Origin of the sequence: Nocardiopsis camelliae (assembly GCF_028993595.1) — a bacterium.
Classification (GTDB): Bacteria; Actinomycetota; Actinomycetes; order Streptosporangiales; family Streptosporangiaceae; genus Nocardiopsis; species Nocardiopsis dassonvillei.
The window spans coordinates 5,982,737-5,996,289 of the sequence record NZ_CP118614.1 but is presented as its reverse complement, the minus strand read 5'-3'; the positions used below and the strand labels follow the sequence as shown (position 1 = coordinate 5,996,289).

The window sequence follows — 13,553 nt, the reverse complement described above, 5'->3', positions numbered from 1 at the left end:
CCGATGCGTGCCCGCCCGCGCCGTCCCGGGACAGGGGGAGCGGCGCGGGCGGGCGCGGATCAGCCCTGTTCCAGCTCGCGCAGGTACTCGGCGAACTTCTCCAGGCCGTCGATGTTGCGCGGACCGGAGATGCCCTCGTTGTAGTCCAGGACGAAGAAGTTCTCCTCGACCACCGCCGGGACCTCCGACATCGCGGGGAAGGAGCTGAGGAAGTCGATCTTCTCCTGCGCGGGCTGGTCGCCGTAGTCGAGGATGATGATGACCTCCGGCTCGGCCTCCACCACCGCCTCCCAGCCGACCTGGGTCCAGCGCTCGTCGAGGTCGGCGAAGATGTTCTCCCCGCCCGCGTGGCTGATGATGTCGTTGGGCGGGACCTGGCTGCCCGCGGTGAAGGGCTGGTCGGTGCCCGAGTCGTAGAGGAACACGGGGACCGGGTCGCCGGCGGGGGCCTGCTCCTCCACGGCGGTCACCCGCGCCCGGTAGTCGGTGACGAGCTCCTCGGCGCGGTCCTCGACCCCGAAGATCTTCCCCAGCCGCTCCAGGTCGGTGTACAGGCCCTCGAAGGGGGTGGCCTCCTCGGGGTGCCCCGGGTAGTTGAAGCAGGACTCGGTGTGCATGAAGCTCTGGATGCCGAGCCCGTCCAGGATCTCGGGGGTGATGCCCCGCTCCTCGCTGAACCCGGAGTTCCACCCGGCGACGACGAGGTCGGCCCCGGCGTCCACGACGAGCTCCCGGTTGAGCAGGTCGTCGCTGAGGAACTCCACCTGGGCGTACTCCTCGGCCCAGGGCGACTCCTCCACCGGCGGGTTGGCGGGCGGCATGATGTATCCGTGCACGTGGTCGGTGAGTCCGAGGGCGAACAGCTTGTCGGCGCTCCCGGCCTCGTAGGCGACGGCCCGCTGCGGGGTGGTGTACTCCACCTCCTCGCCGCAGCGCTGCACGGTGACCGTGCCCGCGGCCGAGGCCTCCTGCCCTTCCTCGACCTGGGCTCCACACCCGGCGACCAGGACGGCCACGGCGGTCAGGGGGAGCAGCGAGCGGTGGGACGCGCGGGTCCCGAGGGGTGTCCGGTGTGTCACTGGAGGCCTTTCTCGACGGCGGGGAGCAGCCGGTACAGCAGCTGGGGGTCCCCGGTCAGGGGATGGGGGACGACGGAGGCCTCGATACCGAAGACCTCCAGGAGCAGGGCGGGGGTCAGGACCTGGTCGGGAGCGCCCGCGGCCACCAGACGGCCCTCCTGGAGCACGCCGATCCGGTCGCAGGCCGCCGCGGCCAGGTTGAGGTCGTGCAGGACCACCAGGACGGTCAGCCCCGAGTCCCGCAGCAGGGACAGCAGCGCGATCTGGTGGCGGATGTCCAGGTGGTTGGTGGGCTCGTCCAGGACCAGCACGCTGGGCTCCTGGACCAGGGCGCGGGCCACCAGCACCCGCTGGCGCTCGCCCCCGGACAGCTCCATGACGCCCCTGTGGGCCAGGTGGGCCACCTCCAGGCGCTCCATGGCCCGGCGGCACAGCTCCCGCTCGCGCGCGTCGAGCGGCTGGTTGCCGCGCAGGTGCGGGGCGCGCCCCAGGGCGACGACCTCCTCCACCGTGAAGTCGAGGTCGGTGCCGCTCTCCTGGGTCAGGGCGGCCACCCGCTGCGCGTTCTGGCGCAGGCTCAGGGAGGACAGGTCCTCGTCCCCGACCCACACCGTTCCGCCGCTGGGGCGCAGCGCCCGGTAGACGCAGCGCAGGGCCGTGGACTTGCCCGAGCCGTTGGGGCCCACGAGCCCCACGACCTGCCCCTCGGGCACGTCCAGGGAGAGGTCCTGCACGATCTTGGTGCCGCCGAGTTCGACGGACAGCCCGTCCAGGCGCAGGTCCATCATCGTCCTCCGAACAGGTAGCCGCGGCGGCGCATGAGGCCGAGGAAGACCGGTACGCCGATCAGGGCGGTGATGACGCCCAGGGGGAGTTCGCGCGGGGCCACCACCACGCGGGAGAAGAGGTCCACCCAGACCATGAGGACCGCGCCCAGCAGCGGGGCGACGGTGAGCACGCGCCGGTGGTCGGCGCCCACCGCGATCCGCACGATGTGCGGGATGACCAGGCCGACGAAGCCGATCGCGCCGCTGACGGCGACCATGGCCCCGGTCATGACCGCGGTCACCGCGAACAGGACCTTGCGCTGCCGTGCCGCGTCCACGCCCAGGCTGGCCGAGGTCTCGTCGCCCAGGGCCAGCACGTCGAGCGGGCGCGCGAGGCCGCGCAGCAGGAGGATGCCCAGGACCACCACGACGGCCACCACGGGCAGGGAGCTCCAGGTGGCCGCGCCGAAGCTCCCCATGGTCCAGAAGAGCACGGTGGCGGTGGCCTCGCTGCTCGGTGCCAGGTAGACGATCACGCTCATCACGGCCTGGAAGCCGAAGGAGAGCGCCACCCCGGTGAGCACCAGGCGCAGGGGGGTGACCCCCGTGGGGGAGCGGGCGACGAGGTGGACGAGCAGCGTCGCGCCCAGCGCGCCCAGGAAGGCCCCGGCGGAGACCGCGTGGATGCCGAGCGCGGACAGCGCGCCCAGCACGCTGACCAGCACCGCGCCGACGGAGGCGCCGGAGGAGACGCCCAGGATGTAGGGGTCGGCGAGGGCGTTGCGGACCATGGCCTGGACGGCCACGCCCACGACCCCCAGACCGGCCCCGACGACGGCGGCGAGCAGGACCCGGGGGGTGCGGATCTGCCAGATGATCTGGTAGCGGACCACCTCGTCGGCCTGGATCACGCCCCCGCTCAGGGCCGCCCACAGGTAGCGCACCGTCTCGGCCGGTGGGACCACCGCCGAGCCCAGGCCGATGGCCAGCACCGCGGAGACCGCGAGGAAGACGCCGAGGACGACCGCGGCGGTGGCCGTGCCCGCCCGTGTGGCCAGCCATCTGACCCCGGCCGGGCCGGTCCGCTCCGGCGCGGCGCTCTCGATCGCCGTGCCGTCGGATGCCGCGCCGTCGGGCGCCGGGCGCGTACCGCCGGGCGGGAGGGACACGTGCCGCACCTGGTTTCTCCTCCCGCTGGGTCAGCAAAAACGATAATGGTTTTCATATTAGGGCAAAGTCGGTTCCGTCGGAACGGCCGGGAGCGGATGTGTGGACAACGCGGCCGCTTTGGCCGGAACCGGTCTGGGCGTGCGCGCGGGGCCGACCGCCGGGACGGGTGCGCGCGGCGGACGGTTTTGCGGGGCCGTGGGGTCCCGGAGCGGATGGGGGCCGTCCCGCCGCCGGTGTGTTGGTAGGGGTGTGCGCGGTGGTCGCCTCCTGTGGGGTGGCGATTCTTTTCAGTGGGCTGGGCCGTTCCGCCGCCGGGTCCCGGTCGGAGCGGGCGGTGATGACCCCCGATCCGGGTTCAGCCGATAGCGCCTGACCAGAAGGCTGTGGACGGCAGAACCGATTCCGGTGCGCCGATGTGCCGGACTCTCCCGTAATGCCCCGGTGCGCTCCACGGTCCGCGGCGGGACGGGGCGCCCGGGGGTTATTTGCGTGCACTCTTCGGAAACGATCAGCAACGCTCCGTAGTCAAATTCGAAGGGGGCTCGCGTGCGCGCCACCGTGGGCATCACCGCCGCCGTCCTGTCCGCCGCCGTGCTGGCGCCCGTCACCGCACTGGCGCCCGCCGCCGCGCACGCCGCCGAGGCGGTCCCGCTCGCCGTCGCCGTCGCCGGTCTGCCCGTCACCGACGAGAACCGGCAGGGATACGACCGCTCCCTGTTCCCGCACTGGGCCGACACCGACCGCGACGGTTGCAACACCCGCGCCGAGGTCCTGATCGAGGAGGCCGTCGTCATGCCCGAGGTCGGTGAGCGGTGCCGCCTGAGCGGCGGGCAGTGGGATTCCTACTACGACGGGCGCGCGCACACCGAGGCCCGCGCCCTGGACATCGACCACATGGTGCCCCTGGCCGAGGCCTGGGACTCGGGCGCCTCGGAGTGGACCACCGACCGCCGCCGCGACTACGCCAACGACATGGGCGAACCGGTCGCGCTGGTGGCGGTCACCGCGGCGCAGAACCGCTCCAAGGCCGACAAGGACCCCGCGCAGTGGCTGCCCGCCTCGGCGGAGGCGCACTGCCGCTACGTCACCGAGTGGACCACGGTCAAGGTCCGCTGGGCCCTGACGGTAGACCCGGCCGAGCACGAGGCGCTCGTCGCCCTCGCCGCGGAGTGCCCCGACGCGGTGGTCGAGACCGAGGCGGCCTGACCCGCCCGAGGAGACCTGACCTGCCCGGGGCAGCCCGACCCGCCAGGGGCGTGCGGTCCGTGCGGGGCGGGGGCGGCCCGCACGGGGCCCGGCGGAGCGCGCCCCGGCCGGGGCGCGCCCGGGAGACGGAAGCTGGCTGGCCAGGTGGCGCGTGGGGGCGCGTTCATCTCCGGGAGGCTTGGCTCAGCGTGATACACACGCTACCGAACGTGAAAAGGAAAGCCGCGTTCTCTACATCCCTCAGACCATGTGGAGGAAACACCGCATGACCCTGCCCTGTCACAACCCCGCAGTGGGCGCGCGAGCAGCCCCCGCCCCGGACCCGAGCCGGGCCCGCGACCTCCCCGGGGAGGCGCAGTGAGGCGCGAGGCAGTCGTCACCGGCATCGGCGTGGTGGCACCCGGAGCGATCGGCGCGGCCGCGTTCTGGGAGATGCTCACCGCGGGACGCACGGCCACCCGCCACGTCACCCTGTTCGACGCGTCCGACTTCCGCTCCCGGATCGCCGCCGAGGTCGACTTCGACCCCGCAGCGCACGGACTGGACGAGCGCCAGGCCGAGCGCATGGACAGGTACGTGCAGTTCGCCGCCGTCGCCACCGCCGAGGCGCTGGCCGACAGCGCCCCGCCCCTGTCCGAGGTCTCGCCCTGGCGCGTGGGCGTGAGCATGGGGACGGCGGTCGGCGGCACCACCCGCCTGGAGAGGGACTACGTCGAGATGAGCCGGGGTGGCGCCGACTGGGTCGTCGACCCCGAGGCCGCCTCGCCCCACCTGTACCGGGCGGTGACGCCCAGCGCCCTGTCCGGGGAGATCGCCGAACTGGTCGGCGCGCGCGGACCGGTGCGCACGGTCTCCACCGGCTGCACGTCCGGCCTGGACGCCGTCGGCTACGCGGCCCAGGCCATCGAGGACGACCTCGCCGACGTGGTCGTCGCGGGAGCGGCCGAGTCGCCGATCTCGCCCATCGCCATGGCCTGCTTCGACGCCATCAGGGCGACCTCCGACAGCAACGACGACCCCGCCCGCGCCTCCCGGCCCTTCGACCGCGAGCGCAACGGCTTCGTCATGGGCGAGGGCGCGGCCGTCCTCATCCTGGAGGAGGCCTCCATCGCCCGCCGCCGGGGCGCGCGGATCCGCTGCCGGGTGGCGGGCTTCGCCAACCACGGCAACGCCTTCCACATGACCGGCCTGCGCCGCGAGGGGCAGGAGATGGCGCGGGCCATCACCACCGCCCTGGACCAGGCGCGGCGTCCCGCCACCGACGTGGACTACGTCAACGCCCACGGATCGGGCACCGTGCAGAACGACCGCCACGAGACCGACGCCGTCAAGCGCTCCCTGGGCGAGCACGCGCGGCGGGTGACCATGTCCTCCATCAAGTCGATGGTGGGGCACTCGCTGGGCGCGATCGGCTCCATCGAACTGGCCGCCTGCGTGCTGGCCATGGACACCGGCGTCGTGCCGCCGACGGCCAACCTGAGCACGCCCGACCCCGAGTGCGATCTGGACTACGTGCCGGTGACCGCCCGAGAGCGGCGCACCGACGTCGTGCTCTCCGTGGGCAGCGGCTTCGGCGGCTTCCAGTCCGCGGTCGTCCTGGACCGGGGCAGTGAGGTGCGCGTATGAGCACGGTCATCACCGGACTCGGCACGGTCTCGCCCGCCGGGGTGGGCGTCCCGGAGTACTGGGAGGCGGTCCGGGAGGGGCGCTCGCTCCTCGCGCCGATCCCCGACTTCGACACCGACGGCTTCCACGTGCGCGTGGGCGGGAAGATCCCCGGCTTCGACCCGCACGACCACCTCGACGGCCGCTACGTCGTCCAGACCGACGCCTTCAGCTGGTTCGCGATGGTCGCGGCCGGCGAGGCCCTGCGCGACTCGGGGCTTGACCCCGCAGCCGACCCCTATGCGGTCGGCGTGCTGATCTGCAGCTGCACGGGCGGCGTCGAGTTCGGCCAGCGCGAGATCGAGGCCCTGTGGAGCAAGGGGCCCGACCACGTCGGCCCCTACCAGTCCATCGCCTGGTTCTACGCGGCGAGCACCGGACAGATCTCCATCAGCAACGGCCTCAAGGGCATGTGCGGGGTGCTGGTCACCGACGAGCCGGGCATGCTCGACGCCCTGGGCCAGAGCGAACGGGCCCTGCGGCGCGGGACCTCCGCGATGCTGGTCGGCGGCAGCGAGGCCCCGATCGGCTCTCCGTTCGCGCTGGCCTGCCACGCGGGCGCCCAGGTGCTCAGCCGAGGCGACGACCCCCGCACGGCCTACCTCCCCTTCACCGAGGGGGCGGCCGGACACGTCCCGGCCGAGGGCGCGGCCGTCGCCGTGGTGGAGGACGGGGCCGCCGCGCGGGCGCGCGGCGCCAGGATCCGGGCCGAGGTCGCGGGGCACGCGAGCACCTTCGGCGGGGTCGGATCGTTCGACCCGGGCGGAGCCGGACTCCTGCACGCGGCTCGGGAGGCGATGCGCCGGGCCGCCGTCGCCCCCGAGGACGTGGACGTGGTCTTCGCCGACGCGGTGGGCACGCCCAAGGCCGACGCCGACGAGGCCGCCGTGCTGCGCGAGCTGTTCCCCGGCGGGGTGGCCGTCACCGCGCCCAAGACCGGCTTCGGACGCGCCTACGCCGGGGCGGGCGCACTGGACGTGGCCGCCGCCGTCCTGAGCCTGGAACACCAGGTCGTGCCGCCCACTCCCAACGTCCCCGACGCGCCCAGCGGCCTGGACCTGGTCGTGCGGGTGCCGCGCGCCGCGCGCCTGCGCACCGCGCTGGTCCTGTCGCGCGGCCTGGGCGGCGGCAACTCCGCAGTCGTCCTGACCCGCCCCGATCCGGCCTGACCCGAACCGGCCCGACCCTGGCCGGACCGACGAACAGACCCGCACCCGGCACGCGGACCGACACGTGACGCGGCACGCGCGCCGGGACCCGAACCGACACACGAGATTTCCGAGGAGACCCATGTCCGACAGACACATCGAGATGGAGGAGCTGGTGGAACTCATGTCCGCCTGCGCCGGTGTCCGGACCGACGCCGCCACCGCCTCCACCAGCACCTTCGACGAACTGGGGATCGACTCCCTGGGCGTCATGGGCATCGTCGCCGAGATCGAGCGCCGTGTCGGCCGCAAGCTCGGGGCGGACGCCGAGGCGGCGCCCTCCCCGGACTCCCTGGCCACCCTCGTCAACGGGGGCGTCGCCGCCCCCGCGAAAGGAATGTGATCCCGTGCCCGGCAGCATCGAGCACAGCGTCGTCATCGACGCGCCCTACGACTTCGTCTGGGACCTGACCAACGACGTCGCCTCCTGGCCCCAGATCTTCACCTGGCACTCCTCGGTGGAGGTCCTGGAGCAGGACGGCGACACCACGCGCTTCCGCGTCACCAAGAACCCCGACAAGCAGGGGCGCGTGTGGAGCTGGGTGTCCGAGCGCACCGTGGACCGCGAGGCGGGGGAGGCGTGGTCCCACCGCGTCCAGACCGAGGGCTTCGAGTACGTGCGGATCCACTGGAACTACGAGCAGGTGCCGGAGGGCGTGCGGCTGACCTGGAGCTACCAGTTCGCCATGAGGCCCGACGCGCCCTTCGACGACGAGCAGATGACCGTCAAGTACAACCAGAACGTCCCGACCGAGATGGAGCACATCAAGAAGAACGTCGAGGCGGCGGCGCGGGCGCAGATGGAGGAGGTCACCACCTGAGCGGCGCCCGCTGACCGGCGCCCGCCGGGACCGCGGCCGTCCCCGTGCTCCGCGCGGGGGCGGCCGCGGTCGCCTTTACCCGATAGGGGTAGGAGGTAAGCCGGGGGCGGTCGGGGGCCTTTGAAGGGCGGTCCTACCCTGGTGGAGACGGTCCGGACGGGATTCCGGGCACCGGACGGAACCCGCCGTGCGCGGTGGAGGACGAGGGGAGGAGGCGCTGGTGACGAGCACGCACGCCCGTGTTCCGCCGCTCCTTCCGCGTGGCGCGGCACCCACGGTGGGAGCCGTGGGCAGGGCCGCGCGCGGGCGCTCCGCGCACCCCGGCCTGGCCTGGGTGCGGATGCTGCTCCTGGTGTCCGTGCTGCTCGGTGTGGCGGGAATGCACACCCTGGGGCACGCGTCCACGCACACGGAGCACACCTCTCCCGTCTCCACCGCCTCGGTCGTCGCGCACGCCGACCCCGTTCCGGAGGCGCAGGCCGCCCCTGCGGCCCACGCCGCGTCCGCGGCCGGTGCGCACGCCGTTTTTGTTCCGGAGGCGCAGGCCGCCGCGGGCGGGTACCCCGTCCCGAACACGCATGACGCCGCGGGCGGGTACTCCGACCCGGACGCGCACGCCGCCTCCCCCGTCACCGACCCGACGACGATGTGCCTGGCGGTGGCCGCCCTGGTGGACGCCCTCGTCGGGCTGGCCGCCGTGGTCTTCCTCCCCTGGCCGGGGCCGCTGCCGAGGCCGCCGTCCTCGCCGCTCCGGCGGGCGTTGCGCGTCGCGCCGCCCGAACCCCCGTGTCTGGCGAAGTTGCAGGTGCTGAGGGTGTAGATGCCCCTCCCGGGTGGTGCGGCGGCCCCACGCGCCCCGACACCCGGTCCCGAGCCCTGTTCACCTCGCCGTGGCGCGCCGCGCCATGCGCGAAGAAGCCATGAAGAAGGACCGAAGATGACCACGCAGTTCCGTACCCGCGCGTTCCTGGCGGCTCCGGCGGCACTGGCCGCCGCCCTGTTCCTCGCCTCCTGCGACGGCGGGGAGGCCTCCGATCCCGCGCCCGGGTCCGCCGAGCAGCCGACGGCCGAGCAGTCGGCGGCCGAGTTCAACGACGCCGACGTCATGTTCGCCCGGATGATGATCCCCCACCACGAGCAGGCCGTGGAGATGTCCCGGCTCGCCGAGGACCGGGCGGGTGAGGAGGTCGCGGCCCTCGCGGCCGAGATCGAGGCCGCCCAGGGGCCCGAGATCGAACAGCTCCGGGGGATGCTGGACGCCTGGGGGGTCGAGCCCGAGGGCGACGGGGAGCACCACGGCATGTCCGGGATGATGACCGAGGAGCAGATGGCGGAGCTGGAGCGGGCCGAGGGGGAGGCCTTCGACACGCTGTTCCTGGAGCTGATGATCGCCCACCACCGGGGCGCGGTCCAGATGGCCGAGGACCAGCTGGAGAACGGCGTCGACCCCGAGGCCGGTGAACTGGCCCGGGAGGTCGTCGACGCCCAGGAGGCCGAGATCGAGGAGATGGAGTCGATGCTCGGCCGAGGCGGCGGCTCCGGGGAGGACGGCGCCGGACAGGACGGTTCCGGACAGGGCACCGAGGGGGACCACGGCGGTCACTGACCCGGCCCGACCTGCGGCGGGCGCCGGGACCACCCGGCGCCCGCACCGGCCCTTCCCGGGGTTTGCCCCGCCACCCGCCGGTTAGGAGGAGTGCGGACCAGGGCCGGGGGCGCCCGCCCCCGGCGCCGCACGACGCCGAGGGGGAACGCCATGAGCGTGGCGAGCCGGATGCTGGAGACCTATCCCAAGGACCTGGGCGGGGTGGACCGCGAGAGGCTGCGGGCCTGCATCGAGGCGTGCTTCGAGTGCGCCCAAGCCTGCACCGCCTGCGCGGACGCCTGTCTGAGCGAGGACGGGGTCGCCGACCTCGTCAAGTGCGTCCGCACCGACCTGGACTGCGCCGACCAGTGCGAGACCACCGGCCGGGTGCTCTCGCGTCACACCGGTTACGACGCCAACCTGACCCGCGCGGTCCTGGAGGCCTGCGCGCAGGCCTGCAAGACGTGCGCCGACGAGTGCGAGGGGCACGCCTCCATGCACGACCACTGCCGCGTGTGCGCCGAGGCGTGCCGCCGGTGCGAGCGGGCGTGCCGCGAGCTGATCGACACGCTCTGAACCGTGCCTGAAAGGCGGTTCCGGCCCGTCCGGGCGGCGGGCCGGGCCACTCGTGGGGGCGCGCGTCGCGGCCTAGGGCCTGTTTTGTAGAAGTGGGTGTGCGACAGGGTCTGCTCTGGCAGGGTCGTGTCATGGCCGGTCGTCATGAACTCTCCGATGCCGAGTGGGCCCTGCTCGCCCCCCTCATGCCCGCCGACCCGCGCAAGGGCAAGAAGTGGGCCGACCACCGCCGCATCATCAACGGCATCCTGTTCCGTGCCCGCACCGGCATCCCCTGGCGGGACCTGCCCGAACGCTACGGCCCCTGGGAAACCGTCGCGGGCCGCCATCGCCGCTGGTCCCTCGACGGCACTTGGCAACGCATCGCCGACCGGCTGCGCATCGACGCCGACAGCGGCGAGGAACTCATCGTGGGGATCGACTCCACCAGTGTCCGTGCCCACCAGCACGCAGCCGGGGCCGCGAAAAAGGGGACCATGTCCGGGACGAACCGGACGGGGCCGAGGCCCTGGGCCGCTCCCGGGGCGGGTTGACCACTAAAATCCACCTGCTGGCCGACTCCCAGCGGCGTCCTTTGGTCGTGCTCTCCAGTCCCGGCCAGCGCGGGGACGGCCTGATGTTCGCACCGGTGATGGGTGCGTTGCGGTTGCCGCGCAGCGTGGGTAGACCTCGAACCCGCCCGGACCGTCTGCTGGGCGACAAGGCCTACTCCAGCCGGGCGAACCGGGACCACTTGCGTCGTCGCAAGATCAAAGCGACCATCGCCCAGCCCAGGGACCAGCGCGAGAACCGCCGTCGCAAGGGATCGGCGGGTGGTAGGCCTCCGGTCTTCGACCGGGCGGCCTACCGGGGCCGCAACACCGTGGAGCGGTGCATCAACCTGCTCAAGCAGAACCGGGCGGTCGCGACCCGCTACGACAAGCGGGCCGCGATCTTTGACGGGACCGTGTTGGTGGCCTCGATCCGGATCTGGTTGCGCAACCTCACCGATCCAAAAAACAGTGCCTACGGGGCCCGGCGCGTGGCACGCGGATTCGCGGCACGGGCGCCGGAACCGCCCGGTTCAGGCGCCCGCGACCTCCGGCAGGACGGAGCCGAACAGCTCGACCACGCGGCGGGGGTCGGAGAATCCCTGGCCGTACACGTAGGCGACCGAGAACCCGGTCGCGGCCAGCTCCAGCAGCTGACGGACCAGCGCGTCCCGCGTGGTGTCGGGGGTGACGGAGAAGGTCGTGGTCCTCTCGATCCGGTCGTAGTCGCGGCCCAGGTCCTCGCAGTGCCGCCGGAGCACGTCCAGCTTGTGCGCCGCGTCGGGACCGCCGAAGATGTTGCACGCGTCCGCGTACTGGGCGACCAGGCGCAGCGTCTTGCGCTCCCCGCCGCCGCCGATCATCAGGTACGGGTGCGGTGCGGAGATGTTCTGCGGAGAGTTGAGGGTGCGCTCCAGCGTGTGGTGCCTGCCCCGGTAGGGTCCCTCGTCCCCGCCCCACATCTGGAGGCAGATCTGGACCGTCTCCTCCAGGCGCTCGAACCGCTCCGCCGTGGACGGGAACGGGATACCCAGGCCGTGCGCCTCGTCGGCGTACCAGGCGGCCCCGATGCCCAGCCCGGCGCGCCCGCCGGACAGCGTGTCCAGGGTGCTGATCTGCTTGGCCAGCACACCCGGTTCGCGGTACACGGCCCCCGTGACCAGGGTGTGCAGGAGGACCCGCTCGGTGTGCGCGGCCAGGAAGCCCAGAGCGGTGTACGCCTCCAGCATGGCGTTCTCCTGCGGGCCGATGTCCCCGCCCATCTGCCAGAAGTGGTCCATCACCGTGAGCCGTGAGATGCCCGCGGCCTCGGCGGCGCGGGCGGTGTCGGCGAGTGTGGGGCCGATGGCGGGCGTTCCGCCGTCCCAGGTGAAGTCGGCGACGTGCAGACCGAGTTCCATGTGTCCTCCTCGACGCGTGCCCGGAGGGTCCCGGACGGGGCCCAGTCTGCTGCCTGTGCCCCGTGCGTGCCAGGGCGCGACACGGTCTGGAAGCGGGGCGCCCGGGAACGGCGCCCGGTCGGCGCCGAGGCGCGGTGCCTGATGCGGGCGGGCGGTCTGCTGCTGGTGGCCGTCGGCACGGCGTTCCTCCAGATGGGCGGGCGGGAGGAGGGGGAGCGGGCCGCCGCGGGACCGACCCCCGGGCCCGGGGAGTGACCGGGTACGGCGCGCCCTAGGATGGCCCGCATGCCTCCTCTTCAGAACCCCGGAACACTCCGGTGAAGGTCTCCTCGGTCGTCTCCTTCGTCGCCTTCGTGGCCGTGTTCGTCCTCTCGCGCCAGGCCTCGCGCCGCTTCCTGGCCGAGACGGTCGAGCTCTCCGGCTTCGTGCTCGAAGCCGCCTCGTTCGCGGCCTCGCTGGCCTTGGCCGGGCTGGCCTCCGGCGCGGTCCTGTACACGGCGCGCCTCTTCCAGCGGGACTGACGCCCGATCGGTTCCGGGAGGGGACATCACGCGCCGAGTGCCCGCGGATAACGGGAAAGTCCCAGTACACGGCGGTGGCGGCCGTACGGGAGGGTCGGAACCTAGACTTTCCCACGTGGCAGCGGAGAGGGCGCACGGGGGAGTGCGCGGTGCGGCGGACGGCACCCGCGACGTGCACCGGGACGCACGCGGCGCGGCCGGGAACGCGCGCGGTGCGAACGGGGCCCTCCTCCACACGCCCGGAGACCGAAACCCCGCCGCCCCGTCCGACGCCCGCAACCGGCGGGAGCACCCGTGACCGGCCCCGACCGCGGACACCGCCGCGGCGACGCACCGGGGACCCCGGCCGGGTGGCAGGGCCCGCCCGGTGTCCGCCTCACCCGGAGGCTGCGCCTTGACCCCATCGGCCCCGAGCACGCCCGCGAGCTGTGGCGGCTGCACCGGGACCCCGGCGTCGCCCGCTGGTACGGCGGCAGGTGGACGCGGGGAGAGGCCTGGGAGAGCGCCCTGCACATGGAACGCGCCTGGGAGACCGACGGCGTCCACAAGTGGATCGCGCACGACCGGTGGACCGGCGAGCTGGTGGGGCGCGGCGGCCTGTCCCGCGCCGTGGTGGACTCCCTGTGGTGCCTGGAGGTCGGCTGGGCGATCCGCGAGTGCTTCTGGGGGCTCGGCTACGCCAGCGAGATCGGCCACGCGGGGCTGGAGTTCGCCTTCCACGACCTCGGCGCGGACGAGGTGGTCTCCTTCACCGAGGTGCACAACCTCCGTTCCCGCGCGGTCATGGAACGGCTCGGGTTCGGCTACGCGCGCGAGATCCGCCACGGGGGAGAGCCCTTCGCGCTCTACCTGATCAGACGCCCCTGAGACCGCGCGGACGCCGGGCGCGGGGCGGCCGATCCGCGCCGGGAGCGGTCGGTCGGGGTGGAACGGGTCACACGGGGCACGGCGCGGTCGGGGCGGAGCGTGCCGGACGCCCGGTGGTGCGGGGATTTCGGCCCGCGCGGAGACGGTACGCCGCGCCG

At 73.4% G+C, this 13,553-nt stretch carries 16 protein-coding genes and 1 pseudogene; 13 read left to right on the top strand and 4 right to left on the bottom strand.

All coding sequences use genetic code 11. The annotated features are described in order from the left end of the window. Positions 1 to 59: 59 nt before the first annotated feature. Genes PV789_RS26150 through PV789_RS26140 form a run of 3 tightly spaced genes read right to left on the bottom strand, consistent with a single transcriptional unit; the run spans position 60 to position 3,024 of the window. Positions 60 to 1,079, bottom strand: a complete 1,020-nt coding sequence (locus PV789_RS26150) for an ABC transporter substrate-binding protein (RefSeq protein ID WP_274975008.1) — start codon at positions 1,077 to 1,079, stop codon at positions 60 to 62. Beyond that, positions 1,076 to 1,864, bottom strand: coding sequence for an ABC transporter ATP-binding protein (locus tag PV789_RS26145; protein ID WP_274978259.1), 789 nt, complete (start codon positions 1,862 to 1,864; stop codon positions 1,076 to 1,078). Before PV789_RS26145 ends, PV789_RS26150 begins: the two co-directional genes overlap by 4 nt. Then, positions 1,864 to 3,024 carry a FecCD family ABC transporter permease gene (locus PV789_RS26140; protein ID WP_274975007.1) on the bottom strand — a complete coding sequence of 387 codons (1,161 nt, stop codon included), beginning with the start codon at positions 3,022 to 3,024 and terminating at the stop codon, positions 1,864 to 1,866. Before PV789_RS26140 ends, PV789_RS26145 begins: the two co-directional genes overlap by 1 nt. A 538-nt stretch (positions 3,025 to 3,562) precedes the next feature. Here PV789_RS26140 and PV789_RS26135 point away from each other — a divergent pair. The 9 genes and pseudogenes from PV789_RS26135 to PV789_RS26095 form a co-directional block, all read left to right on the top strand. Further along, a complete protein-coding gene (locus tag PV789_RS26135; protein WP_274975006.1) occupies positions 3,563 to 4,222 on the top strand; it encodes an HNH endonuclease family protein in 660 nt (219 codons plus the stop codon). A 357-nt stretch (positions 4,223 to 4,579) separates the two neighbouring features. Next, on the top strand, positions 4,580 to 5,848 hold the full coding sequence (locus PV789_RS26130) for a beta-ketoacyl-[acyl-carrier-protein] synthase family protein (RefSeq protein ID WP_274975005.1): 1,269 nt from the start codon (positions 4,580 to 4,582) through the stop codon (positions 5,846 to 5,848). Beyond that, positions 5,845 to 7,056: a beta-ketoacyl synthase N-terminal-like domain-containing protein gene (locus tag PV789_RS26125; RefSeq protein WP_274975004.1), complete on the top strand. Its 1,212-nt coding sequence runs from the start codon at positions 5,845 to 5,847 to the stop codon at positions 7,054 to 7,056. Before PV789_RS26130 ends, PV789_RS26125 begins: the two co-directional genes overlap by 4 nt. A gap of 121 nt (positions 7,057 to 7,177) precedes the next feature. Then, positions 7,178 to 7,438 (top strand): acyl carrier protein, encoded by a 261-nt coding sequence (locus PV789_RS26120; RefSeq protein WP_274975003.1) that lies wholly within the window; start codon positions 7,178 to 7,180, stop codon positions 7,436 to 7,438. A gap of 4 nt (positions 7,439 to 7,442) precedes the next feature. Beyond that, positions 7,443 to 7,916 (top strand): SRPBCC family protein, encoded by a 474-nt coding sequence (locus PV789_RS26115; protein ID WP_274975002.1) that lies wholly within the window; start codon positions 7,443 to 7,445, stop codon positions 7,914 to 7,916. A gap of 220 nt (positions 7,917 to 8,136) precedes the next feature. Then, positions 8,137 to 8,736, top strand: a complete 600-nt coding sequence (locus tag PV789_RS26110; protein ID WP_274975001.1) for a hypothetical protein — start codon at positions 8,137 to 8,139, stop codon at positions 8,734 to 8,736. A gap of 117 nt (positions 8,737 to 8,853) precedes the next feature. Next, on the top strand, positions 8,854 to 9,522 hold the full coding sequence (locus PV789_RS26105) for a DUF305 domain-containing protein (protein WP_274975000.1): 669 nt from the start codon (positions 8,854 to 8,856) through the stop codon (positions 9,520 to 9,522). A gap of 150 nt (positions 9,523 to 9,672) precedes the next feature. After that, the gene (locus tag PV789_RS26100) at positions 9,673 to 10,077 is read left to right on the top strand and encodes a four-helix bundle copper-binding protein (RefSeq protein WP_274974999.1); all 405 of its coding nucleotides are present in this window, start codon (positions 9,673 to 9,675) and stop codon (positions 10,075 to 10,077) included. Between the two features lie 131 nt (positions 10,078 to 10,208). Next, positions 10,209 to 11,053 (top strand): annotated as a pseudogene (locus PV789_RS26095) (IS5 family transposase); the annotation flags it as partial. Positions 11,054 to 11,140: 87 nt separating this feature from the next. Here PV789_RS26095 and PV789_RS26090 read toward each other — a convergent pair. Further along, positions 11,141 to 12,007 (bottom strand): LLM class F420-dependent oxidoreductase, encoded by an 867-nt coding sequence (locus PV789_RS26090; protein ID WP_274974998.1) that lies wholly within the window; start codon positions 12,005 to 12,007, stop codon positions 11,141 to 11,143. Between the two features lie 66 nt (positions 12,008 to 12,073). Between PV789_RS26090 and PV789_RS26085 the strand changes: the two genes are divergently transcribed. The 4 genes from PV789_RS26085 to PV789_RS26070 all read left to right on the top strand — a co-directional run bounded on the left by PV789_RS26085 (position 12,074) and on the right by PV789_RS26070 (position 13,395). Then, a complete protein-coding gene (locus PV789_RS26085) occupies positions 12,074 to 12,262 on the top strand; it encodes a hypothetical protein (protein WP_274974997.1) in 189 nt (62 codons plus the stop codon). Positions 12,263 to 12,324: 62 nt separating this feature from the next. Further along, positions 12,325 to 12,528, top strand: coding sequence for a hypothetical protein (locus PV789_RS26080; RefSeq protein WP_248772258.1), 204 nt, complete (start codon positions 12,325 to 12,327; stop codon positions 12,526 to 12,528). A 115-nt stretch (positions 12,529 to 12,643) separates the two neighbouring features. Continuing rightward, positions 12,644 to 12,826, top strand: coding sequence for a hypothetical protein (locus PV789_RS26075; protein WP_274974996.1), 183 nt, complete (start codon positions 12,644 to 12,646; stop codon positions 12,824 to 12,826). Then, the gene (locus PV789_RS26070; RefSeq protein WP_274974995.1) at positions 12,823 to 13,395 is read left to right on the top strand and encodes a GNAT family N-acetyltransferase; all 573 of its coding nucleotides are present in this window, start codon (positions 12,823 to 12,825) and stop codon (positions 13,393 to 13,395) included. The genes PV789_RS26075 and PV789_RS26070 overlap by 4 nt, the downstream gene beginning before the upstream one ends. Positions 13,396 to 13,553 lie beyond the last annotated feature (158 nt).

Excerpts from the sequence above, each read along its gene's own strand:
- PV789_RS26145 (WP_274978259.1), bottom strand. The coding sequence starts at position 1,864 with ATGGACCTGCGCCTGGACGGGCTGTCCGTCGAACTCGGCGGCACCAAG.
- PV789_RS26120 (WP_274975003.1), top strand. The coding sequence starts at position 7,178 with ATGTCCGACAGACACATCGAGATGGAGGAGCTGGTGGAACTCATGTCC.
- PV789_RS26125 (WP_274975004.1), top strand. The coding sequence starts at position 5,845 with ATGAGCACGGTCATCACCGGACTCGGCACGGTCTCGCCCGCCGGGGTG.
- PV789_RS26100 (WP_274974999.1), top strand. The coding sequence starts at position 9,673 with ATGAGCGTGGCGAGCCGGATGCTGGAGACCTATCCCAAGGACCTGGGC.
- PV789_RS26090 (WP_274974998.1), bottom strand. The coding sequence starts at position 12,007 with ATGGAACTCGGTCTGCACGTCGCCGACTTCACCTGGGACGGCGGAACG.
- PV789_RS26105 (WP_274975000.1), top strand. The coding sequence starts at position 8,854 with ATGACCACGCAGTTCCGTACCCGCGCGTTCCTGGCGGCTCCGGCGGCA.